Source organism: Hyphomicrobium nitrativorans NL23 (assembly GCF_000503895.1).
In the GTDB taxonomy this organism is placed as follows: Bacteria; Pseudomonadota; Alphaproteobacteria; order Rhizobiales; family Hyphomicrobiaceae; genus Hyphomicrobium_C; species Hyphomicrobium_C nitrativorans.
On the sequence record NC_022997.1, the window covers coordinates 2,647,448 to 2,671,287 of the forward strand.

General features: G+C 64.7%; 19 protein-coding genes and 1 pseudogene. 10 read left to right on the plus strand and 10 right to left on the minus strand.

Features of this window, described 5'->3' with window-relative positions:
• Positions 1 to 131 precede the first annotated feature (131 nt).
• Positions 132 to 1,109 carry a hypothetical protein gene (locus W911_RS12325; RefSeq protein WP_144083591.1) on the plus strand — a complete coding sequence of 326 codons (978 nt, stop codon included), beginning with the start codon at positions 132 to 134 and terminating at the stop codon, positions 1,107 to 1,109.
• Between the two features lie 45 nt (positions 1,110 to 1,154).
• On the opposite strand, the gene W911_RS12330 is transcribed toward W911_RS12325, so the two are convergent.
• On the minus strand, positions 1,155 to 1,754 hold the full coding sequence (locus W911_RS12330) for a hypothetical protein (RefSeq protein WP_023787881.1): 600 nt from the start codon (positions 1,752 to 1,754) through the stop codon (positions 1,155 to 1,157).
• Between the two features lie 199 nt (positions 1,755 to 1,953).
• Positions 1,954 to 3,015 (minus strand): amino acid ABC transporter substrate-binding protein, encoded by a 1,062-nt coding sequence (locus W911_RS12335; protein WP_244438519.1) that lies wholly within the window; start codon positions 3,013 to 3,015, stop codon positions 1,954 to 1,956.
• 244 nt (positions 3,016 to 3,259) lie between these two features.
• On the opposite strand from W911_RS12335, the gene metC reads away from it, so the two are divergent.
• The 4 genes from metC (at position 3,260) to W911_RS12355 (ending at position 7,339) form a co-directional block, all read left to right on the plus strand.
• A complete protein-coding gene (metC, locus tag W911_RS12340) occupies positions 3,260 to 4,447 on the plus strand; it encodes a cystathionine beta-lyase (RefSeq protein WP_023787883.1) in 1,188 nt (395 codons plus the stop codon).
• 229 nt (positions 4,448 to 4,676) lie between these two features.
• A complete protein-coding gene (adh, locus tag W911_RS12345) occupies positions 4,677 to 6,197 on the plus strand; it encodes an aldehyde dehydrogenase (protein ID WP_023787884.1) in 1,521 nt (506 codons plus the stop codon).
• Between the two features lie 121 nt (positions 6,198 to 6,318).
• Positions 6,319 to 6,921 (plus strand): cysteine hydrolase family protein, encoded by a 603-nt coding sequence (locus W911_RS12350; RefSeq protein WP_023787885.1) that lies wholly within the window; start codon positions 6,319 to 6,321, stop codon positions 6,919 to 6,921.
• Positions 6,922 to 6,940: 19 nt separating this feature from the next.
• Entirely contained in the window at positions 6,941 to 7,339 is a 399-nt protein-coding gene (locus W911_RS12355) for a DUF779 domain-containing protein (RefSeq protein ID WP_023787886.1), read from the plus strand.
• Between the two features lie 177 nt (positions 7,340 to 7,516).
• Here the strand turns inward: W911_RS12355 and W911_RS12360 are convergent, their stop codons facing one another.
• The 7 genes from W911_RS12360 to W911_RS12390 form a co-directional block, all read right to left on the minus strand.
• A complete protein-coding gene (locus W911_RS12360; protein ID WP_023787887.1) occupies positions 7,517 to 7,990 on the minus strand; it encodes a cupredoxin domain-containing protein in 474 nt (157 codons plus the stop codon).
• Between the two features lie 84 nt (positions 7,991 to 8,074).
• Positions 8,075 to 8,410: a formate dehydrogenase subunit delta gene (locus tag W911_RS19040; protein WP_023787888.1), complete on the minus strand. Its 336-nt coding sequence runs from the start codon at positions 8,408 to 8,410 to the stop codon at positions 8,075 to 8,077.
• Entirely contained in the window at positions 8,394 to 9,251 is an 858-nt protein-coding gene (gene fdhD / locus W911_RS12370) for a formate dehydrogenase accessory sulfurtransferase FdhD (protein WP_023787889.1), read from the minus strand. The genes W911_RS19040 and fdhD overlap by 17 nt, the downstream gene beginning before the upstream one ends.
• A gap of 3 nt (positions 9,252 to 9,254) precedes the next feature.
• The gene (gene fdhF, locus W911_RS12375) at positions 9,255 to 12,137 is read right to left on the minus strand and encodes a formate dehydrogenase subunit alpha (protein WP_023787890.1); all 2,883 of its coding nucleotides are present in this window, start codon (positions 12,135 to 12,137) and stop codon (positions 9,255 to 9,257) included.
• Between the two features lie 4 nt (positions 12,138 to 12,141).
• Positions 12,142 to 13,725, minus strand: a complete 1,584-nt coding sequence (locus tag W911_RS12380) for a formate dehydrogenase beta subunit (protein WP_023787891.1) — start codon at positions 13,723 to 13,725, stop codon at positions 12,142 to 12,144.
• Positions 13,722 to 14,195, minus strand: a complete 474-nt coding sequence (locus tag W911_RS12385) for a formate dehydrogenase subunit gamma (RefSeq protein WP_023787892.1) — start codon at positions 14,193 to 14,195, stop codon at positions 13,722 to 13,724. The genes W911_RS12380 and W911_RS12385 overlap by 4 nt, the downstream gene beginning before the upstream one ends.
• Before the next feature lie 104 nt (positions 14,196 to 14,299).
• Positions 14,300 to 15,250, minus strand: a complete 951-nt coding sequence (locus W911_RS12390; RefSeq protein WP_023787893.1) for a LysR family transcriptional regulator — start codon at positions 15,248 to 15,250, stop codon at positions 14,300 to 14,302.
• Positions 15,251 to 15,860: 610 nt separating this feature from the next.
• Between W911_RS12390 and W911_RS12395 the strand changes: the two genes are divergently transcribed.
• From W911_RS12395 to W911_RS12415, 5 genes and pseudogenes are all read left to right on the plus strand, one after another.
• On the plus strand, positions 15,861 to 17,231 hold the full coding sequence (locus W911_RS12395; protein WP_023787895.1) for a pilus assembly protein TadG-related protein: 1,371 nt from the start codon (positions 15,861 to 15,863) through the stop codon (positions 17,229 to 17,231).
• A gap of 153 nt (positions 17,232 to 17,384) precedes the next feature.
• Positions 17,385 to 17,843: a hypothetical protein gene (locus W911_RS12400; RefSeq protein ID WP_023787896.1), complete on the plus strand. Its 459-nt coding sequence runs from the start codon at positions 17,385 to 17,387 to the stop codon at positions 17,841 to 17,843.
• A gap of 197 nt (positions 17,844 to 18,040) precedes the next feature.
• Positions 18,041 to 20,310: pseudogene (locus W911_RS12405) on the plus strand (NADP-dependent malic enzyme).
• 46 nt (positions 20,311 to 20,356) lie between these two features.
• Positions 20,357 to 21,289 carry a cation diffusion facilitator family transporter gene (locus W911_RS12410; RefSeq protein WP_023787897.1) on the plus strand — a complete coding sequence of 311 codons (933 nt, stop codon included), beginning with the start codon at positions 20,357 to 20,359 and terminating at the stop codon, positions 21,287 to 21,289.
• A 116-nt stretch (positions 21,290 to 21,405) separates the two neighbouring features.
• Positions 21,406 to 23,304, plus strand: coding sequence for a sulfatase family protein (locus W911_RS12415; RefSeq protein ID WP_051388554.1), 1,899 nt, complete (start codon positions 21,406 to 21,408; stop codon positions 23,302 to 23,304).
• Positions 23,305 to 23,539: 235 nt separating this feature from the next.
• On the opposite strand, the gene W911_RS17890 is transcribed toward W911_RS12415, so the two are convergent.
• Positions 23,540 to 23,782 (minus strand): helix-turn-helix transcriptional regulator, encoded by a 243-nt coding sequence (locus tag W911_RS17890; protein WP_041316533.1) that lies wholly within the window; start codon positions 23,780 to 23,782, stop codon positions 23,540 to 23,542.
• Between the last annotated feature and the right edge of the window lie 58 nt (positions 23,783 to 23,840).

A 23,840-nucleotide genomic window follows, 5' to 3' on the forward strand; every position in this document is an offset into this window, starting at 1 on the left:
CGAGACCGGCGCCGACGGCTTCGGAGGGTAGCTTTCCAGGGCCGTCCATGGGACCATCCGCCTTACTTCAACCATCGTCGCGCGGCGTGATGACCCGCTATCCTACAAGCTTCCTGGATTCGGTTTTCCCGATGCGCGTCCGTCCCATGCCAGTCACCTCGAAACCCATGCGGCTCACGTTTTCGGCGGCGGCCATCGGCGTCGTGACGGCTGCGTTTCCGGCGCCCGTTCTTGCGCAATCGGCTGCGGACTGGCTGACGGGCGTCCTCGAACAAGCCGTTCCGGATGCAGGTTCCACGGCCACGGCACCGCCCGGCGCGTATACGTCGCAGGAGAGCGCAACGCCGGTGCCGGTTCGCATGATGGCGCGCCTCACGGCCGATGGGGAAGTGATCGGGCAAGGGCTCGTATGGCGGGTGTTCGGCAAAACGCCCGAAAGTCCAACCCGGACGCTGTTGATCGCCAGCCAGGAGGATGCGCAGCCGACGTTCCAGCTCCGGCCCGGAGACTATGTCGTGAACGCGACGATGGGGCGTGCGCACATCACGCGCCGCGTCACGGTGCAACCGGGCGGGGCAGAGCAGGTTCCGGTCGAGGAATTCGTGCTCAACGCCGGCGGGCTGCGCGTCCGGGCGCTGGTGGACGGCGCGGAGGCCGCGGCACACACCGTGAGCTACACGATCTATTCCGACCGCGACCAGACCGACGCGCGCCAGCTTGTCATGTCGTCCGTCCGGCCCGGCGTCGTGATGCGCCTCAACGCGGGCATCTATCACATCGTCTCGACATACGGGGATTGTAACGCGGTGGTGAGCACCGACGTGACGGTGGAAGCCGGCAAGCTCACGGAAGCCGCGCTCACGCACTCCGCGGCCAAGGCCACCTTCAAGCTGGTTCAGCGCCCAGGCGGCGAAGCGCTTCCCGATACGCAGTGGAGCATCCTGACCCCACAGGGCGAGGAGGTGAAGGCGAGCGTGGGCGCGCTGCCGTCGCACATTCTGGCGCCGGGCAGCTATACCGTCGTCGCGAAATCGCAGGGGCGTGCCTTTCAGCGCGAAGTGACGCTTGCCGCGGGAGAGACGACGCAGGTCGAAGTCGTGATGCGGTGACGCCGGCAAAGGCTCCGCATCGAACGGGCGCAGTGCATCGTCGCTTCAGAAATCCGTCAGAACCCAGTCCGTCGGGCATCCGTGGTGGCGCATCCGGTCTTCGGTGACCGACACATCATGCGTGCGCGCAAGCTTGTGAAAGAGGCTGCGCGCGATCTGCCAGTGTTCACAGGCCGTCGTGAGATCGCCTGCCTCGCGCGCCAGCTCGGCGAGCTCAAGCCGCGCTTCGGCCTCCACTGCGGCGTTCCTCGAACGCGCCGCGTGGCGGATGCACGAGCGCAGGTGCCCCGCGCCGTCCTCCGCCTCTCCGCGCGCGATTTCCTCCTGACCCAGCGCCAGATAGAGCGCCGGCAGAGCCGCCGCATCGTTGCGCTCTTCGGCAAGACGAATCTGGTCCAGCCAGTGCTCGGCCGAGGGCTTCGCGACCGGGGCATCCCCGCGCGCGTCCACGCCGGCGCCGCCGCCACCAACAGCCGTCAGCACGTACCTCTGCGCGGCGACCGGCTCGGATACGGCTTCGGCGGGGACCGCGGTCTTCAGGTTCGTTTTCGTTTTTCTGCGCACGCTGGAAACCACGGTCAAAAGCAAAACAGCAAACGGCACGAGCAGGAGAAGCGTTCCGGCGAGGCCGCCGATCTCGATCATCGCGGAACTCCGCTAAGGGACGACCCAAAAGACAGCCCAGCCCCGGCACCGGCTAGACGGATGCAACGCCAAACGGCCAGGACTTCATTTCGTTGCGCCTGCTATTGGACGTCTTTCATGAATGGGTGAGCCATGACGATCCCCCTTCTTCGCCAACCCCTACTCTCGCAGCATCCCATGTTGCACTGCAAGAAGAACCTTATCGAAGGGGCGCGGCCGACATAAGTCCGCCCCTCGTCCAAAGGTTATTGACGCCCCGCTCAAGGGCAAGCGGCGATCTCGCGCCCACGTTGCGGTCGAACAGCTCGCCATAGTTCCCCACCTGTTTCACCACGCGGTAGCTCCAATCCCGCGCGAGCCCCAGGGGGCGGCCGAGATCCGCCTCCTCTCCCTGGAAACGGCGGATGTCCGTGTTGGGCGAGTTGCGGAGGCTGTCGATGTTCTGGCTCGTGATGCCGAGTTCCTCGGCCGCGATCAACGCCTCCAACGTCCAGCGCACGACGGAAAACCAGCGGTCGTCTCCCTGGCGCACGATCGGGCCAAGCGGCTCCTTGGCGACCAACTCCGGCAGGATCACGTGCTCGCCGGGATCGGGGAGGCGGCTACGCTCGCTGGCAAGAAGCGTCATATCTCCGGTGAGAAGCGTGCAGGCGCCGTCAGCGTACGTCTTGACGGTGTCGGGCCACTGCTCGGCGGTGACGAGCTGGTAGCGCATCTTGCGCATCTGGAAATAGCGTTCGAAGCCTTCCTGGGCCCCTGTCCCGGCCATCACGCACACGGATGCGCCGGAAAGCTCAAGGACGCTCGCCACGGTGTGGCCGCGCCGGACCAGGATGCCCTGGCCATCGTGAAAGAGCGTGCCGACGAACCGCACACCGTGCTCGGTATCGCGCGAGAGCGTCATCGCGTTGGCCCGGGGCAGAACGTCGACCTCGCGGCCTGCGAGCACCTGAAAGCGGTTGGCGGGTGAGACGACCCGATAACGCACCGCATCGCGCCGCCCGAGGACGGCCACGGCGAGCGCTTCGCAAAAATCGATGTCGAGCCCCTTCCAGGCGCCGTTTGCCGCAACCTCGGCAAAGCCGGGCGTCCCCTCCGTGACCCCGCAGACGAGGTGATCGCGGGTGCGGATGTCGTCGAGCGTGCTCGCATCAGCCGCGGGAGCCGCCGAGAACATCGCGGCCATACCGAACGACATGGCGAGGACTGGCGCAACGAAGCGCCAAGGCTGGGGGCGTGACTCGGGGCTGTGGGCCGACACGTGGTCTCCGGATCGGTGAAGGCGCGCGGCACACGTCACGCTGCCGCCGCCATGGCGAGCTGACGGGTGTATCGTGGTACGTTGCGCGGCGCGGCGATTTCGCTCTTCCTCAGTCACACATCCCGCGTCGCACCCGGATGGTCAAGCCCTTGACCCGCGTGGGAAGTTGCGTCAAAGGGCGCTCAGCGCAAGGTTTCGTCCGGCCAGCCTTTAAAGGGCGCCTGTTTTCAAGGATCATCACTCCATGACCAAGCGAGACGGCGTACGAGACCCACGCCATCCGGATACGGAAATCCTGCATTCCGGACGCGATCCGGAGGCCCAGCACGGCTTCGTCAACCCGTCCGTGTACCGCGGTTCGACGGTGCTGTTCCCCACCCTCGACGCCCTCGAAGCCTACGACCAGCAGACCTACCGCTACGGGCGCCACGGCACGCCTACGACGGCAGCCCTGGAAGAGGCGCTGTGCCAGCTCGAAGGCGGCGCGCGCTGCGTCCTGACCCCCTCCGGCTATCAGGCGGTCACGACCGCCATTCTCGCGTTCGTCAAAGCGGGCGACCACATCCTGATGGTCGATACGGTTTATCAACCGACGCGGAAGTTCTGCGATGCCTTCCTGGCGCGGCTCGGCGTCGCCACCACATACTACGATCCGCTCATCGGCGAAGGGATCGCGGGGCTCGTCCAGGAGAACACGCGCCTCGTCTTCACGGAGAGCCCGGGATCGCTCACCTTCGAGATGCAGGACATCGGCGCCATCGCCAAAGCGGCGCGCGCGCGCGACATCGCCGTGGTGATGGACAACACATGGGCGACAGGGCTCTATTTCCGGCCGCTGGAGCACGGCGTCGACGTCTCGATCAACGCTTGCACGAAGTACATCGTCGGGCACGCGGACGCGATGCTGGGCGCTATCACGGCCAATGCGCGGACGGCGCGCGCAATCGAAATGTCGCGCCTGTTGCTCGGCGGATGTCCGGGATCTGAAGAGACGTATCTCGGCCTCAGGGGGCTGCGGACTCTCGCCGTGCGGCTCGCCCGCCATCACAAGGCCGGGCTCGAAGTGGCCGAATGGCTTGCCGGGCGGCCCGAGGTCGCGCGTGTGCTTCATCCCGCCCTCGCCTCCGATCCCGGTCACGCGCTCTGGAAGGCGCAGTACAAGGGCGCCTCGGGGCTGTTTTCGATCGTCCTGAACCCGGTTCCGCGCGCTGCGGTGGCCGCGATGCTCGACGGTCTCGAACTGTTCGGGATGGGCTATTCCTGGGGTGGCTACGAGAGCCTGATCGTGCCGTTCGATCCCAAGACATGCCGAACCGCCACGACATGGGGCGACGCCGGCCAGGCGCTCAGGTTGCATATCGGGCTCGACGATCCGCGGGACCTGATTTCGGATCTGGACGCCGGATTCACGCGCCTCAAATCGGCCGCGTAAGGCTGCGCCGCTCACATTTTTGCGATGCCGGTCGGATTTCGCGTGCGGCGGCCTATTCCCGGCGCTTTGATGTGGTCATTGACGGCGCGCAAAGCGCGTTTAGCACCTTTGGCGAATAGACGAGTGGCGCGCACCGCCCCTAATTAATGCAGCATCCTGGCCAGACTTTAGAATAAGCAGCCCCCACGGGCGCGCCTCTGGCTATCCGGATCCCCAAGGAGGAAGCCCCATGATCCAACAAGCCCTGAACGAACTCTCGCAGCAGATTCGTATTCGCCCCCGCTATGACAACTTTATCGGCGGCCAGTGGGTCGCGCCGGTCAAGGGCCAGTACTTCACCAACGTGACCCCCGTCACGGGCAAGCCGCTCTGCGATGTGGCCCGCTCGACCGCCGAGGACATCGAAGTCGCGCTCGACGCCGCCCACAAGGCGCGCGCCGACTGGGGCAACGCGTCTCCGGCCACGCGCGCCGGCGTGCTCCTCAAAATCGCCGATCGGATGGAAGCCAACCTCAAGCTGATCGCCATGGTCGAGACGCTCGACAACGGCAAGCCGATCCGCGAGACGACGGCGGCCGACATCCCCCTCGCCATCGATCACTTCCGCTACTTCGCGGGCTGCCTCCGCGCCCAGGAAGGCTCGATCGCGGAGATCGATCACGACACCGTCGCCTACCACTTCCATGAGCCGCTCGGCGTGGTGGGCCAGATCATCCCCTGGAACTTCCCGCTGCTGATGGCCTGCTGGAAGCTCGCGCCCGCGCTGGCCGCAGGCAACTGCGTCGTGCTGAAGCCCGCCGAGCAGACGCCCATGAGCATCATGGTGCTGATGGACCTCATCGGCGACCTGCTGCCGCCGGGCGTGCTCAACGTCGTCAACGGCTTCGGCATCGAGGCCGGCAAGCCGCTGGCCCAGAACAAGCGCATCGCCAAGATCGCATTCACGGGCGAGACGACGACCGGCCGCCTCATCATGCAGTACGCGTCGGAGAACATCATTCCCTGCACGCTGGAACTCGGCGGCAAGAGCCCGAACATCTTCTTCGCCGACGTCGCCGATCACGACGACGACTTCTTCGACAAGGCGCTCGAAGGCTTCGCGATGTTCGCGCTCAACCAGGGCGAGGTCTGCACCTGCCCGAGCCGTGCTCTCGTGCACGAGAGCATCTACGACCGCTTCATGGAACGCGCCGTGAAGCGCGTCGAAGCGATCAAGCAGGGCCACCCGCTCGATAGCTCGACGATGATCGGCGCGCAGGCGTCCAACGACCAGCTCGAAAAGATCCTCTCCTACATCAAGATCGGACAGGACGAGGGCGCGCAGGTGCTCACGGGCGGCGCGCGCAACATCCTCGATGGCGAAGCCGCCGAAGGCTACTACGTGAAGCCGACGATCCTCGCTGGTCACAACAAGATGCGCGTGTTCCAGGAAGAGATCTTCGGGCCGGTCGTCTCGGTCACGACGTTCAAGGACGACGAAGAGGCGCTCGCCATCGCCAACGACACGCTTTACGGCCTCGGCTCGGGCGTGTGGACGCGCAACGGCACCCGCGCCTATCGCTTCGGCCGCGCGATCCAGGCCGGCCGCGTGTGGACGAACTGCTACCACCTCTATCCGGCGCACGCCGCTTTCGGTGGCTACAAGCAGTCCGGCATCGGCCGCGAAACGCACAAGATGATGCTCGACCACTATCAGCAGACCAAGAACATGCTGGTCAGCTACAGCCCCAAGGCTTTGGGCTTCTTCTAAGGCTCGGCCAGGCTTTAGAAGCGGTTCCCTCCAAAGCAGCGCGGCCGCAAGGTCGCGCTGTTTTCGTATGTCCCGCCATGTCGGGACGCGGCACCATCGAATCCGATCAGGAAGTTCAACAATGTCCGATGCTCGCCCTACGCTCCGCTCGCTGCTCGCCCTCCCCGACACGCCCGCGCCGCTCTCGAAGTCGGCGCTCGTCTTGATCGACTGCCAGAACACGTACCGCGAGGGCATCATGCAGCTCGAAGGCGTGGAGCCTGCCCTTCAGGAATGCGCAAAGCTGCTTGAGCGCGCGCGCGAAGCGGGCACGCCCGTGATCCACATCCGCCACGACGCCGGGGCAGGCTCGCCCTACGACGTCAACGCGCCCATCGGCCAGATCTCCGATCCCGTCGCGCCGAAGGACGGCGAGAAGGTCATCACCAAGGCTTATCCCAGCAGCTTCGAGGGAACGGATCTCGATGCCGAACTGAAGCGGCTCGGCGTGGAGGACCTTGTGCTCGCCGGCTTCATGACGCACGTATGCGTGAACTCGACGGCGCGCGCCGCGTTCAACCACGGCTACCGGCCGACGGTGATCGCGAACGCGACGGCGACGCGTGCGCTGCCGAACCCGGTCGGCGGCACGGTTCCGGCGGATGCCGTTCATACCGGCGCGCTTGCCGCGTTGGCCGATATCTTCGCGATTGTGGTACCGTCGGGCGACAAGGTTCCGACTTAAGCCGCCAAGGGAGGCAAGGATGGTCGAGCGCGTCACCGCAACACCGGAAGCCTACGCGATGATCGAGAAGCTCGCCGGGATGCACGGATCGCTTCTGTTTCATCAGTCCGGCGGGTGCTGCGACGGCAGTGCGCCGATGTGCTATCCGCGGGGCGAATTCCGCGTCGGCGCGCAGGATGTCTACCTCGGCGAGATCGCCGGGCAGCCCTTTTACATGGGGGCTGCCCAGTTTGACTACTGGCAGCACACGCATCTCATCATCGACGTCGTGCCGGGGCGCGGCTCGGGCTTCTCGCTCGAAGCCCCCGAAGGCGTGCGCTTCCTCACGCGCTCGCGCGTCTACACGGATGCGGAAAACGAGGAGCTGGAAAAGCTCGGGCCCCCGCCTACGGGCGCCGAGCGGCCTGCTGCGGCTTAAGGCTTCACGATCTGTCATCCTGGAAAGGCGAAGGCCTTATCCGGGACTCAGCGTGAGAGCCGTCGAAGACGCGATACCTCGCGATAGAGGTTTTTCCTGGGTCCCGGCGCGGCGCTCGGCGTCGTGCCGAAGGCACGCCTTCGGCGTGACCGCCTCGCTTGGCCGGGATGACAGCGATTACTTCTTCGGGGCGACGATCAATTCCGAGACCATCGTGGGTAGGTGGGCCGAGCAGACGATGCTGTGGCGGCCTGGCTTGTCGGCGGTGAAGGTGACCTTGTGCACCTGGCCGCGCTTCAGCTCGAACGACTGGCCGTAAGCCTCGATCGTGGTCGGGTGGCTTGCACCGTTGATGCCGACGAATTCGAGCGTCACCTCGTCGCCCTCGTCCACGAAAATCTGACGCGGCTCGAACACGTAGACCGCGACTTCCCAACGGCCGGTGTCGTCGGGCTTCTTGAGGACGTACCCGCCACCTTCGGGAAGCGGTGCGGGAAACGGCTCCTTCTCGACGTTGGCGCCGCCCTTGGGCTCCACGGCCGTCACGACGATGTGGCGCTTGGGCGTGTCGGCAAGCGATTGCGTGGCGAACGCACCGACAGCGAACGAAGCTGCAATCAGGACGCGACCGAGCGACGACATCGAGATCATCGGCTTGCTCCATGATGAACCATGACGATGCCTAACGCATCCGATCGACATTTACGTGTCAATGGGTTCCCGCCGCCAGCGCCTTTAGCGTTTTTTGGATTTGCCCTTTGTCGCCGCGCTGCCTTCGAGCACGAGATCGGGGCCGACCTCGGCCATCTCCTTCAATGCCGCAGCGGCCTCCGCAGCCGTCGATTTGCCGGCCATATCCGTCTTGAGCTTCTGCAACGCCTGGAGCGTCAGCGGATCCAGCCCTTCGCCGCCATGATCGAGGTGCGCGAAAATCTGCTTCTTCATTCGCGGCTCCCAGAACAACTTGATGTGGTTCGAGATGCCGAGAATGGCCTTTTCGCCACCCTGCGAGCGGAAGAACTTGCCGATATCGTTGGCCATGCGGATGAGCGTGTCAGCGGGCGAGGACATGGGATAAAACCTCCTGGCGATCGCCGTCGCCAGTCTGCGCGGCAAGCGTGATGCGTTCTGGGCGAGTGAAAATCTCGAAAGCGTCGGAGCGCGCGATGGCGACCAGCGTGATGCCGGCCTCGTCTGCGACGCGAAGCGCGAGCGCCGTGGGCGCTGAAACCGCGACGATGATCTCGGCGCCCATCATGGCCGTCTTCTGAACCATTTCGACGGAGACGCGGCTCGTCAGCACGACGAAGCCTTGCGTCGGATCGAGGCCCGCCGTCGCCACGGCGCCGACCAGCTTGTCGAGCGCGTTGTGGCGGCCGACGTCCTCGCGCACGGCGGCAAACGCGCCCGCGCTAGCATCCCAGAACCCGGCCCCATGAACGGCCCGGGTCGCGACGTTGAGGGTCTGCGCAGGCGACATGGCGCCAAGAGCGCGCTGGATCTCTCCGGGCGTCGTCGTCGTGGAACGGCCGACGCGGCGCGCCTCGGCGACGGCCGCTTCGAGGCTATCGACGCCGCACAGGCCACATGACGACGGCCCCGTAATACGGCGCCGACGCTCGACCTGTTTGCGGCCCGCTTCCGGCACCAGCCATATGCGCGCTTCGAGACCCTTCTCGTGCTCGACGATTTCGAGCTCGCGGATCTCGTCGCGGGCGGAGACGATGCCTTCCGTGATGGAAAAGCCGACGCCGAAATCTTCGAGATCGGCCGGCGTCGCCATCATCACCGCGTGGGTCGTGCCGTCATAGACGAGCGCGACCGGCACCTCCTCGGGAATGAGGCGGCTCGTGTCTTCCGCGCGGGTCTCGCTGACCCGGCGAGACAGCACGCGGCGCGACGTGTCCGTCATTGCCTACTCCGCAGCCTCGGCTGGTACGATGCGGCGTGTCAGTTCGGAGAACTCCTCGTACTCCTCCTGGTAAGCCGTGGGACCGTTGGAGCGTGCGACCTCGACCGCCGTCACCTTGAACTCGGGGCAGTTGGTCGCCCAGTCCGAGAAGTCGGTGGTGATGACGTTGGCCTGCGTGGTCGGGTGGTGGAACGTCGTGTAGACGACGCCCGTCGCCACGCGGTCGGTGATCACGGCACGGAGCGCGGTCTCGCCCGCGCGGCTTCTCACCGTCACCCAATCGCCGTCCTTGATGCCGCGATGCTCGGCGTCGAACGGATTGATCTCAAGCACGTCCTCGGGGTGCCATGCCGTGTTCTCGGTCCGGCGTGTCTGCGCGCCGACGTTGTACTGCGACAGGATACGGCCCGTGGTCAGAATGAGCGGGAAGCGTGCGCCCGTCCGCTCGTCCGTCGGGATGTACTCGGTGAGCATGAACTTGCCCTTGCCGCGGACGAACTCGTCCACGTGCATGATCGGCGTACCGTCGGGCGCGTCGTCGTTGCAGGGCCACTGGATCGAGCCGTGCTCGCGGATCTTCTCGAACGATACGCCCGTGAAGGTCGGGGTGAGGCGCGCGATCTCGTCCATGATCTGAGACGGATCGGTGTAGTTCCAGTCGAGGCCCAGCTTCTGGGCGATCAACTGCGTGATCTCCCAATCGGCGTAGCCGTTCTTCGGCGTCATCACCTTGGTGACCATCTGGATGCGACGCTCCGCGTTCGTGAACGTGCCGTCCTTCTCCAGGAAGGTGCAGCCCGGCAGGAACACGTGCGCATAACGCGCGGTCTCGTTGAGGAAGAGATCCTGAACGACGACGCATTCCATCGCCGCGAGGCCCGCAGAGACGTGATGCGTGTTGGGATCGGACTGAAGGATGTCCTCACCCTCGATGTAGATGGCCTTGAAGGTGCCTTCGATCGCGGCGTCCAGCATGTTCGGGATGCGGAGGCCCGGCTCCGGATCGAGCGTGCAGTTCCACTCCTTCTCGAAGGCCGTGCGCGTTTCCACGTCCGAGATGTGACGGTAGCCGGTCAGCTCATGCGGGAACGAGGCCATGTCGCACGAGCCCTGCACGTTGTTCTGGCCGCGCAGCGGGTTCACGCCGACGCCCGTGCGGCCCATGTTGCCCGTCGCCATCGCGAGGTTGGCAATGGCCATGACGGTGGTGGAGCCCTGCGAGTGCTCGGTGACGCCGAGGCCATAATAGATGGCCGCGTTGCCGCCGGTTGCGTAAAGGCGAGCCGCGCCGCGGATCAGCTCCGGGTCGACGCCCGTGTACTGCGCCATCGCCTCGGGAGAGTTGACCTCCTGGGAGACGAACTCGCACCACTCCTGGAACTCGTCCCAATCGCAGCGGGCGCGGACGAACTCCTCGTTGACGAGGCCTTCGGTGACGATGACATGCGCCATCGCCGTCACGACGGCGACGTTGGTGCCCGGCTGCAGCGGCAGATGGTAATCCGCCTTGATGTGGGGCGAGTTGACGAGGTCGGTGCGCCGCGGATCGACGACGATCAGCTTGGCGCCTTCGCGGATGCGCTTCTTCATGCGGCTGCCGAAGACCGGATGCGCGTCCGGCGGGTTGGCGCCGATGACGAGGATGACGTCGGTGTTCTCGACCGAGTCGAAGTCCTGCGTGCCCGAGCTTTCGCCGAACGCCGTCTTGAGGCCGTAGCCGGTCGGCGAGTGGCAGACGCGGGCGCAGGTGTCGACGTTGTTCACGCCGAAACCGGCGCGGATGAGCTTCTGCACGAGGTAGGCTTCCTCGTTCGTGCAGCGCGACGAGGTGATGCCGCCGACGGCGGTGCGGCCGTACTGCTCCTGGATGCGGCGGAAATCGCCCGCGACGCGCGCGATCGCTTCCTCCCAGGAGACCTCACGCCAAGGATCGGTGATCTTGTCGCGCACCATCGGCTTCGTGATGCGGTCCTGATGCGTGGCGTAGCCGTAAGCGAAGCGGCCCTTAACGCAGGAGTGGCCGCGGTTGGCCTTGCCGTCCTTCCACGGCACCATGCGCACGACTTCCTCGCCGCGCATCTCGGCCTTGAAGGCGCAGCCCACGCCGCAGTAGGCGCAGGTGGTGATGACGGAATGCTCGGGCTGGCCGATCTTGATGACGTCCTTCTCGGTGAGGGTCGCCGTCGGGCAGGCCTGCACACAGGCGCCGCACGATACGCACTCGCTCGACAAGAAGTCTTCGCTCATGCCCGGCGACACGCGGCTGTCGAAGCCGCGGCCCGAGATCGTGAGCGCGAAGGTGCCCTGCACCTCCTCGCACGCGCGGACGCAGCGGTTGCAGACGATGCACTTCGAGGGATCGTAGGAGAAATACGGGTTGGTCTCGTCCTTCGAGAGCCAGAGATCGTTGGCGGCGCTATCGAGGCGGCTCTTCTCGAACACGTGGTTGGCGCCGTCGTAGCCATAACGCACGTCGCGCAGGCCGACTGCGCCGGCCATATCCTGCAACTCGCAATCGCCGTTAGCGGCGCAGGTGAGGCAATCCAGCGGATGGTCGGAGATGTAAAGCTCCATCACGCCCTTGCGGATGGCCGCAAGACGCGGCGTCTGAGTCTTGACCGCAATGCCGGGGGCGACGGGCGTCGTGCAGGAAGCGGGCGTGCCGTTGCGGCCTTCGATCTCGATCAGACAGAGCCGACAGGAGCCGAAGCTCTCCAGCATGTCGGTTGCACAGAGCTTCGGGATGGTGGTGCCCATCTCCATGGCTGCACGCATGATGGATGTGCCCTCAGGCACCGTGACCTCGACGCCGTCGATGGTCAGGCTCACCATTTTTTCGGACTTGGACGCGGGGGTCCCGTAATCCGTTTCTTTGATCAGGGCCATTGTCCTACTCCGCTGCCTCGGCCAACTTCGTCGCCGGCCGGCCGAAATCCTCGGGGAAATGCGTCAACGCGCTCATCACAGGATATGGGGTGAAGCCTCCCAAAGCGCAAAGGGAGCCGAACTTCATCGTGTTGCAGAGATCTTCAATCACGGCGAGGTTCTTCTCCGGCTCGATGCCGGCGATCACCTTGTCTACGGTCTCGACACCGCGTGTGGAGCCGATGCGGCAGGGCGTGCACTTGCCGCAACTCTCGACCGAACAGAATTCGAACGCAAAACGCGCCTGCTTGATCATGTTGGCGGTGTCATCGAACACCACAACCCCCGCGTGGCCGATGAGGCCATCCCGCGCTGCGAAAGCCTCGTAATCGAACGGCGTATCGAAGTAGCCGCGGGGGAAATAGGCGCCGAGCGGACCGCCGACCTGAACCGCCTTCACCGGGCGCCCGGTGATCGTGCCGCCGCCGATGTCGTCGACGAGTTCGCCGAGCGTGATGCCGAAGGCGGTCTCGAACAGGCCGCCATATTTCAGGTTGCCCGCAAGCTGGATCGGCATCGTGCCGCGCGAGCGGCCCATGCCGTAGTCGGCGTAGGCCTGTGCGCCCTTGTCGAGGATGTACGGCACCGCCGCCAGAGAAAGCACGTTGTTGATGACGGTCGGCTGGCCGAACAACCCTTTGTGAGCGGGAAGCGGCGGCTTGGCGCGCACGAGGCCGCGCTTGCCTTCCAGGCTTTCCAGAAGCGAGGTTTCCTCGCCGCAAACATAGGCGCCCGCGCCGATCCGCACTTCGAGGTCGAAGGCGTAGTCCGAGCCCTGGATCTTCTTACCGAGGTAACCCGCGTTGTGCGCCGCTGCGATGGCCTGATTCAAGGCGATGGCGGCGTGCGGGTATTCCGAGCGCAGATAGATGTAGCCCTTGGTGGCGCCGACGGCGATGCCGGCGATCGTCATGCCCTCGACGAGCACGAAGGGATCGCCTTCCATGATCATGCGGTCGGCAAAGGTGCCGCTGTCGCCCTCGTCGGCGTTGCAGACGATATACTTCTGCTGGCCCATCGGCGTGTCGTGGACCGTCTTCCACTTGATGCCGGTGGGGAAGCCCGCGCCGCCGCGGCCGCGCAGGCCCGACTTCGACACTTCCTCCACGATCTCGATCGGCTTCATGCCGAGCGCGCGCTCAAGCCCCTTGTAGCCGTCGTGAGCGCGGTAATCTTCCAGCGACACGGGATCGGTGACGCCGCAGCGCACGAACGTGAGGCGCGTCTGGCGCGTCATGTAAGGGTGCTCTTCCACCGCGCCGATGGCGAGAGGGGAAGATAGAGTCGCCGCCTTGCCATCCAGCAGGCCGGCCTTCACGAGACCGTCCACGTCCTCTTTGGCGACGGGGCCGAAGCCATAACGAACGCCGTCCTGCTCGACTTCGACGAGCGGTTCCAGCCAGAGCATGCCGCGCGAGCCGTTGCGGACGACGGTGACGTCAACGCCAGCTTTCTTTGCCGCGGCCGCAAGTGCGGTGGCAACGTCGTCCGCTCCGCAGGCGACCGCTGCGGCATCGCGAGGCACGAATACGCGAAGTGTCTTCGTCATGACTGCGCCTCTTTCAGAAGCTCGTCCAGCCGGTTCTCGTTGAGCCGGCCCACCACGCGGCCATCGATCATGGCCGACGGCGCGGTGGCGCAAAGTCCCAGGCAATAGACGGCTTCGAGTGTCACGCGACCGTCGGCGCTGGTGCTGCCGCATTCGACGCCCAAGCGGCTCTCGGCGCGCTCGACCAAGCTATCGCAGCCCATCGCCTGACAGGCCTCGGCGCGACAGAGCTTCAGGACGTGCTTGCCCGGCAGTTCGGGGCGGAAATCGTGGTAGAAGGTCACCACGCCGTGGACCTCGGCGCGAGACAGGTTCAGCTCCCGGGCAATGACCGGGACCGTCTCCTGGGGCACATGGCCGAACGCGTGCTGAAGAGCGTGCAGAATGGGCATGAGCGGCCCCTCCAACGCCTTATGCTGCGCGATAATCTCGACCGTGCGCTCCTCGCTCCATGGCTCGAAGCGGCTCATTGGGCCCTCCACTTGTACTTTATAGTTATTAGACTTTAGATCGCTTCTAGGGACCCTCAGGTCAATAGCGCTATTTCGTGCGACGATAGAGCGCGTCTATCGTCTCAGGAGCGCCCCTTTGCCCGCGGCGCTCCGTCGGCCGCAGCCCTGTCGGCTGCAGCGTTCGCCTTGAATTGCGACACGACCCGTTTGGCGTGCGCCAAAAAGGCCGCCACAACAGGCGAGTGCGGCTCTCTCTTGGTTACGATCAAACCGATCTTATGGGTCACCGTCGGCTTGACGAGCGAGATCGACCGGAGGCGGCTGGGGCGGTCGAGGGTCTCGGCCAGACGGGACGGCAGGATGCTCGCCCACTCTCCGGAGCGGACGTGAGCATAAAGAACAAGCATCGAGTTGCTCTCCAATGTCGGCGTCTGCTTGGCTCCGGCTTCCTCCAAATGGCGGTCGATGAGGCGCCTGTTCTGCATGTCGGGGGTGAGCAGACAGAGGGGAAGCTCGCCAGCCTCCGCCCACGTTACTTGCTCGCGCTTGGCGAGCGGTGATTCCGGCGCAACCAGAAGGACGTATTGCTCGTCGTAAATGCGGGTGGTGTCGAAGCGGGGCGGAGGCTCGGTATCCACGTAGGAGATCCCGATATCCACCTCCAGGTTTTCCAGCCGATCGAGGATGGCATCCGACGTCATCGACAGGACGGTGAGGTGAACGTCGGGATAGCGGCGGCGCATCGGCACGGTGAGTTCGGCCAGGAAAGGCAGAGACGTCGGGATGACCGCGAGACGAAGGTGCCCCGAGAGGCCCTTTTTGAGCGCTTCGATCTCCTGGCGCATGGCGCGCGTATCGCCCACGATGCGCCGGGCCCAATCGAGAATGCGCTCGCCTTCGGGCGTGAAGCAGCGGAACCGCGAGCCTCGCTCCACGATCAGCACGCCGAACTGATCCTCCAGGCTTTTCAAGGCTGAAGAGAGCGTTGGCTGGGTCACACCTGCCGAGTCGGCCGCTTTGCCGAAGTGGCGTTCGCGGGCCAGTGCCAGGAGCAGTTCGAGTTTGTCGATCATAATGCAGTCTAGGTCGTGAACTCATAAATGGATGGGCATTGACGCGAGGACTTTCGTGCTGTCGACAGGAGCGGAAGCGCAGCAAACCTCATGGTTTGGAAGCTTTTGCGACGCATCGGCAGTGCGAAAGGACCGCGCCCCTGCGGGGTGAGCCAAGCAAGCCCAATGGCGGCGTTAAACCGCTTGCCCGATGCGTAAGCATCGAGCTGCGCGCTTTTCCTGGCCCTTGGGCTTGCTTGGCTCATCAATATCCCATCCATTTATGAGTTCACGACCTAGAGCCGCTGGGCCTCGAGTATAGACGACGGGGGGCTCCGGCGCACGGTCCACCGTGCACCGAAACGGCGATTTTCGACGGCCAAGCCCAGGGAAACCGGAAGCCGAAGTTAATGTATTGATTTCGGTTAGCTTTATTTCGCGACGCCGACGCCTGGTTTCGGACTGCAGGTCCGCGGCGCGGACCGGATAGAATGCGAGCGGCTTTCTTCAGTGTTCCTTCATCAACGCGTGAGGAAGACCATCAGACATCGTCTGAAAGACAGCGGAGTTAACCGCGTATAAGACGTTCCGGACCGAGCATTGCGCACGATCCTCCATGGAGTGCGTATTCATGTCTGCGTCCTTTCCACAGCGGCCTGCCGCGTCGGAAATCGGCCGGGCCGTTCGCGAGGTCCCGCGCTGCCGGTCGATCGCGCGCGCGCCCCGCTTCGGCTCCGACGATACCGGCAGCGTCGCCATCATTTTTGCCTTTCTGCTTCTGACGCTCTGTCTCTTCATCGGGGCGGCGGTCGACTTCGGTTCGGCGTTGCGCGCAAGGACCGTCATGCAAGGGGCGAGCGATGCCGCGGTGCTCGCCGCTGCCACCCATCTCAAGACCTTTCCCAGCGATACGGCAACCGCCGAAACGAAGGCGCGGGCGGTCTATCTGGCGAACCGGCAGGCGCAAGGCTTTACGATCAACGACGAAGACGTGCGCTTCAAGCTCACGCGCGAAAGCGACGGCGCATTGATGGCGGAGGCTTTCGCAGACGGCTCCGTTCCGACCCATTTCACCAAAGTCGTTCATATGAACAAGTTTCCCGTCTCGTCCTATTCGGCGGCGCGCATCGAGCGCATGAACATCGAAATGGCGCTCGTGCTCGACGTCACCGGCTCGATGTCGGGAAGCAAGCTCAGCACTTTGAAAGATGCCGCCAAAGGTCTGGTCGAGGACGTGATCTGGGACGACCAGAGCGTGTGGAAGAGCCGGATTGCGCTGATCCCCTACTCCTACGCCGTCAACATCTCGGAACTTGCCGGACCGATTCCGACGATTTTCCCCGACCCTGCTCATACATCGGACTGGAAGCTCCAGCCGGGCTGTGTGTCCGAACGTACAGATGCGGGCCGCTATAGCGACACCTTGGCGAGCGTCAACCGCGTCTATTCGGGCAATACCAATTGCGCGGTCCCGCCCGCGCGCGCCCTCTCCAGCAATACGGAGACGCTCAACAGCGCCATCGACGGGTTCTCGGCGCGGGGGGCCACGGCAACGCATGTGGGTGCGGCTTGGGGCTTCTATGCTCTCTCACCGACCTGGGCGGCGAGGTTCGGCCACAGCGTCAACCCCTACACGGACAAGGATACGGCCAAGTATCTCGTGATCATGAGCGACGGCGACAATACCGTTCAGTACTGCGGAGCGGGGAGACCCGACCGGAACTCGATCGGCGTCTACAACGGCGGGACGAACCAGTCGAAGAAAGCGACGTGTACGGGCACGAGCGCCGATACGCAATTGCGCGAGATCTGCCGCAATGCCAGGGAAGAGGGGGGGATCGAGGTCATCACCGTCGGCTTCCAGGTTTCGAATGCGGCCCGCAATCTGCTGACGCAATGCGCCTCGCCGAAGGCTTATTACAATGCCAATTCAAACGATGAGCTGCGGCAAGCCTTCCGAGAGATCGCGTCGCGCGTGAACAAGCTGCATCTCTCTCATTAGAGATCTTTTACAGCGCGTTTGCCGTCGATGTATCCCAACACCATGCGCCAGATCCTCCGGGATCTGGCGCATGTTTCGTTTTCAGCCGTGATCGGGCCGGCGGGACATGGCACTCTCCGCTCGCGACGCGACACGGCATAGGTGCATCCCTTCATGACACGCGACATCCGGCCGACGATCTGGCGCGCGGTTCTTGCCGCCGCACTTGCTGCATCGGCCGTCGCGGGCTGCACGGCATCGGGCCCGCCGGGAGCGAGCGGCGTCTCGGAACGCGCGGGCGATGACGGCGTCCGCCGGGAGCCGGTCGTCGCCGGGCGGCGCGCGCGTGTGTTCGTCATGGCCGGGTTCGACGCGGATTGCCGAAGCCAGCCGGAGCCGACGATTACCGTGACGGTACCGCCCGCGAAGGGAGAGGTTTCTTTCCAGCCGGGACAGCAAACGACGATCCGCGCAAGTGCGGTCGGCACGTGCGCAGGCGCAAACGTCACAGGGACCGGCATCTATTACACCGCCCGCCCCGGCGAAACGGGACAAGATACCTTCACAATCTCGGCGCTATCCTCCAGCGGCAATGCGACGGAGCGCTCGTTTACGGTCACGATCGTCGACTGACCGTTTGCCCATGGACGGGTGCTCGCGCGATCGGCGGCATTGGGCGAAAGTCGAACCAATGAGCGATTGTCGCTCCCCCTCTCCGCCCCTTACTCTCCGGCCCTCAGGCTGCCCTCTCGCCGTTTCGCATCCGCAGCGGCCCCTCTTGCATCGAGACAGCGGGCGATTTCGTCCGCCCGCTCGCCCAACCGGATCCCATGTCAAAATCGTCCCAGCGCACCCGCATCACCGCCCAAGAGGCTCTTCAGTTTCACGCGCAGGGCAAGCCCGGCAAGCTTGAGATCACGCCCACCAAGCCGCTCGTGACCCAGCGCGATCTTTCGCTCGCCTATTCGCCGGGCGTCGCGGTGCCGGTGGAAGCGATCGCGGAAAACCCGGCGCTCGCCTACGACTACACAAACAAGGGCAACCTCGTCGCCGTCGTTTCGAACGGCACAGCCATTCTCGGCCTCGGCAATCTCGGCGCGCTGGCGGCGAAGCCCGTGATGGAGGGCAAAGGCGCGCTCTTCAAACGGTTCGCCGACATCGACGCGCTGGATCTTCTCGTCGACACGGAGGACGTGGACGCCTTCATCAATTCCGTACGCTATCTCGGGCCCAGCTTCGGCGGCATCAACCTCGAAGACATCAAGGCGCCGGACTGCTTCATCATCGAGGAGCGGCTCAAGGAGCTGCTCGACATTCCCGTCTTTCACGACGACCAGCACGGCACCGCGATCATCGCGGCGGCGGGGCTGATCAACGCGCTCGAACTCACGGGGCGCGACATCGCGGAGTGCCGCCTCGTAGTCAACGGCGCGGGCGCGGCCGGCATCGCGTGCCTCGACCTCGCCGCGGCCCTCGGCGTCAGAAAAGAGAACATCGTCCTCTGCGACACGAAGGGCGTGATCTACCAAGGCCGCAAAGAGGGCATGAACCAGTGGAAGTCGGCCTACGCGTCGAAGACCACGGCGCGGACGCTGGCGGAGGCTCTTGCGGGTGCGGATGCGTTCTTCGGTCTCTCGGCCAAGGGCGCAGTGACGCCCGAGATGGTCGCCTCGATGGCGGAAAAACCGATCATCTTCGCGATGGCCAACCCCGACCCCGAGATCACGCCGGAGGAGGTCGCCGCCGTGCGCGAGGACGCCATCGTCGCCACCGGGCGTTCCGACTATCCGAACCAGATCAACAACGTGCTCGGCTTTCCCTTCATCTTCCGCGGTGCGCTCGACGTGCAGGCGCGCACGATCAACGACGAGATGAAGATGGCAGCCGCGCACGCGCTCGCCGCACTCGCCCGCGAGGACGTGCCCGACGTCGTGATGGCCGCCTTTCTCGGCCGGCAACCGACGTTCGGGCCCGAATACATCATCCCGGCGCCGTTCGATCCGCGCTTGATGACCCGCGTGCCGCCTGCCGTGGCGCAGGCGGCGATGGAATCTGGCGTCGCGCGCCGGCCTATCGTCGATATGGAGAGCTACGTCTCGCGCCTCAAAGGTCGGCTCGACCCCGTGTCGCACTGGCTGCAATCCATCTTCGATCGCGTCCGCGCGGAGCCGCGCCGCATCGTGTTTGCAGAGGGCGAGGATCCCGCCGTGATCCGCGCCGCGAACAGCTACTTCCAGCTCGGGCTCGGCACGCCGATCCTCATCGGCACCGAGGATCTCGTCCGCCAACGCTTCCGCGAAGCAGGCATCCGCGTGCGGCCGGAATTCGAGATCATCGATACGCGCCGCTCGCGTCATACGGACGAGTTCGTCGACTATCTTTATGCGCGGCTGCAGCGGCGCGGCTATCTCAAGCGCGACTGCCTGCGCCTGGCTACGAACGAGCGCAACGTATTCGCGTCGCTGCTCGTCGCGCATGGGTATGCCGACGGCATGGTTTCGGGGTTACGCGCAATTGGACGAGCGTCTACCGGGACGTGCGCCGCGTGATCGACCCGCAGCCAGACCGGCGGATCATCGGCGTGAGCCTCGCAATCTGCCGGGGGCGCGGGGTCATCGTCGCCGACACCAGCGTGCACGACATGCCGACCGCCGAGCAACTCGCGGACATCGCCATCGAAGCAGCCGGAGCGGCGCGCAAGCTCGGGATGGAACCGCGCGTCGCTTTGCTCGCCTACTCGACGTTCGGCCAGCCGCAGAGCGAGCGTTCGGGCCAGGTGCGGGAAGCCGTCGCGCTTCTGGCGCAGCGCGAGGTCGATTTCGAATTCGACGGAGACATGGCGGCGGACGTCGCGCTGTCCGCCGATCTCTTGAAACTCTACCCGTTCTGCCGTCTCACCGGCCCCGCGAACGTGCTCGTGATGCCGGCGTTCCATGCGGCGTCGATCTCGACCAAAATGCTCAAGGAGCTCGGCGGGGCGACTGTGATCGGGCCGCTGCTCGTGGGTCTCGATAAAAGCGTGCAAATCTCGACACTCGGCGCCAAGGACTCGGACATCGTGAACCTCGCGGCGCTTGCGGCTTACGATTTCGGCGGGTAGACGCCGTACGCAGACGGCCGGATCCTCGCGGAGGATAACGATAGGCATGCACGCACATTCTCACGACCATGGAGCGCATTCCCATGGGCCGGGTCATCGCCACGAGCATGGGGCGGGCGCGAGCGAGCGGCGCATCGGCTTCGCCGCGCTGCTGACCGGCGCGTTCATGGTGGCCGAGTTTGCGGGCGGCCTCATCTCGGGGTCGCTGGCGCTGATCGCGGACGCCGGCCACATGCTGACCGACTTCGCGGGGCTCACGCTCGCCTGGCTCGGCTTCCGGGTCGCGCGGCGTCCGGCGGACCCGAAGCGATCCTACGGATACGGCCGGTTCGGCGTGCTCGTCGCCTACACCAACGGACTCGCGCTCTTTGCCATTGCGATTTGGATCGTGGTGGAGGCGTGGCACCGGCTTCAGGCCCCCGGCGAAATCCTGGGCGGGGTGATGCTCGCCGTCGCGATTGCCGGGCTTCTCGTCAACCTCTTTGCCTTCTGGCTTCTCCACGGCGGCGATGGGGAAAACCTCAACGTGCGGGCAGCGAGGTTGCATGTGCTCGGCGATCTCTTGGGGTCGCTGGCCGCGCTCGGTGCGGCACTCGTCATTCTCGCGACTGGCTGGACGCCGATCGATCCGATCCTCTCGGTCGTCGTCTCGCTTCTCATTCTGGGATCCGCCTACCGGATCGTTCGCGAGAGCGGACACATCCTTCTCGAAGGCACGCCTCAACACCTCGACCCGCAAGAGATCGCCCGCCACCTCAAAAGTACGGTGCCGGGTGTGGTGGACGTGCATCATATCCACGCGTGGTCGATCACGCAGGATCGCCCACTCGTGACGCTCAACGCGCGTGTCATCGACACCCGTCCGCCGAGCGAAATCACGGCCGCGATCAAGGAGCGGCTGAAATCCCGGTTCGGCGTCGACCACGCGACGGTCGAAGTCGAGGTGGTGAGCGGGGCGGATCCCCCCTCCGGCGGCTAAAACGCACCTTCTCTGCCCTCACGATTGCCTCAGTGAGGTTCCTTATTGCGTGGCGATCTGGACCCTGGCCATACTGGTCCGCTGTCAAACAAGGTGCCGTGTGCGGGGTTAAGATCATGACAGAGAAGGGGGGTTTGACGCGCCGAAATGCGCTCAAACTCGGGCTGGCCGGCGCGATGGGGGCGACCGGCCTGGATTCTGCGGTGGCGCAGACCGTACGCAACGCCGCGCCCGTGCAGGAACGGGCGAGGCCCAATATCCTGTTCCTCCTCGTCGACGAACAACGCTATCCGACCGTTTACGAAAGCTCCGCCCTCAAGGACTTCCGCGCCACTCACCTCCCCGCTCAGTCCGAACTCGCACGTCGCGGCGTCAGCTTCGAGCGCCACTACACGGCCTCCGTCGCCTGCGTGCCCAGCCGAACCTCGTTGTGCACCGGGCACTATCCCTCGCTTCACGGGGCTGCAAACACCGACGGAGCCGCCAAGGCCGCCAACGATCCCGGCATGGGCTGGCTGCTTCCCGGCTCGGTGCCGACGATCGGCCATTACCTCCGGGCTGGAGGCTATCGCACGTTCTGGAAAGGCAAGTGGCGCGTGACGGACGCCGACCTCAAGGTGCCCGGGACCCAGCGCTCCGTCGCGAGCTATGACGATACCGGGTTCGCAGACCCGGCAAAGGTCGAGACGTACCTGCGGGCCAACACGCTCGACCCGTTCGGGTTCGAGGGGTGGGTCGGACCCGAGCCGTTCGGCGCGGATCCGCTGAAGATGGGCTCCGCCCTGCCGGAAGGACGGCAGGGACGTGACGCGGCAATCTCCGATCAGGTCGTCCGGCTGATCAGCGAACTCGACACCTCCGAGGACACTAACCCTTGGTTCGTTATGGCGTCTTTTGCCAACCCGCATGACATCTCGCTGTGGGGCTATGTGTCGAACCTCGCCGCGGAAGAACAGCAGCGCTACGATTTCAGCGTTCCCGAATTCGTGCCCGAAGAGCCGTTCGACCGCAGCCTGTTCGGGCGCACGCGCACCGAGCGGCTGGACGACAAACCCTCGTGCCAGAGATCCTTTCGGGATGCCTTCAGCCAGTTCCTGCCGCCATCCATGGCCGGGCGCCCGTATACGCGCGCCTACTATCGCTTTCATGCGGACGTGGACCGGCGGATCGGCGAGGTGATGGCCGCGCTCGAAGGCTCGTCGTTCTTCAAGAACACGATCGTGGTGTTCACCTCCGACCACGGCCATCTGCTCGGCGCACACGGGGGCATGCATCAGAAATGGTACACGGCTTACGAGGAAGCGCTGCGCGTCCCGTTCACGATCGTGCTGCCCAGCCAATGGCAAGCTCGCTCAATTGCGATGCCGACAAGCCACATCGACATCGCGCCGACGCTGCTCGGGCTTGTCGGCCTCGACCGGGAGTCCCTGCGCGAGGAAATCGCGCCGGCCTTCACGGATGCGCTTCCTTTGGTCGGCCGCGATCTCTCGCCGCTCCTGCGCGGCGAAGCCAAGATCGATACGTTCGCGGCGCCCATCTATTTCATGACCGACGACGATCCGAGCCGTGGGCCAAACGAGGAGAACTTCATCGGCATCGCGCCGAACTCCGTCGCTCAGCCCACCCACATCGAAACGGTCATCACGGAGATCGACGGCGAGATCTGGAAGTATTCGCGCTACTTCGATCACCCGCGCTATTGGAGCCATCCGGGAACGCCCGGCAGCGAAGGCGTGCGCGATGTCGTCCTCGTCTCGAAGGTGCAAGAGGCATCGGCCGACGGCGTAGCGCGACGCGTCTTCGACGAGCAGGTGAAAACCACGCCGGCCGTGACCGAATACGAGATGTACAATGTGTCGGCGGACCCGATGGAACTCGAAAATCTTGCCGGCCGGGCCACACAGAAAGAACGAGAGGCGCAATTGCGCCGGCTGCTCGACGAGCAGTGCGGACAGAAGCGCCTCACGCCGCAGAGCGGCCCCGTTCCGGGCGAAGTGGGATGCGGCAAGGTGTGACGTGCCGATGCGGCCCGCAGGTGATTTTTCCTACCACGCATCGATACTCACACATTTTTCTACGTAAGGATTTTCTACCTAGGGCGTTTTCCGATCCGATGGAATCGGACCGGACGCTCTATATCTTTGATGAGGCCGATGATGCATCGCTTCGGACCAATAGGGGTTCGAAGCGATCATGGTCTCTTGGGTTAGACCGATGATTCACGCTTCAGGCTGGTAGGGCCTGAAGCGATCATGGTCTGGGTACCCGCTTCAAGCGCACGCCCGGGCCTTCGCGCCCATGGGGCAATAACTGCGCACCTGCTTGCTCGAATGCCTCGATCAACAGGTCTTCGGTGCTCTGGTGCAGAGCATGGCGATGACGTTCGAAATCTTTGATCGTGCTGCGCGACACACCGGCTGCGGCGGCTAGCCGCTCCTGCGTCCAATTCAACAGACCGCGGGCGGCCCGACATTGCTCCGGATGGATAGGCATGATTTATATCCTTGCCCCGCCTTGCCGAAGTCAACCATATTGGGTGACATCGAGCAAT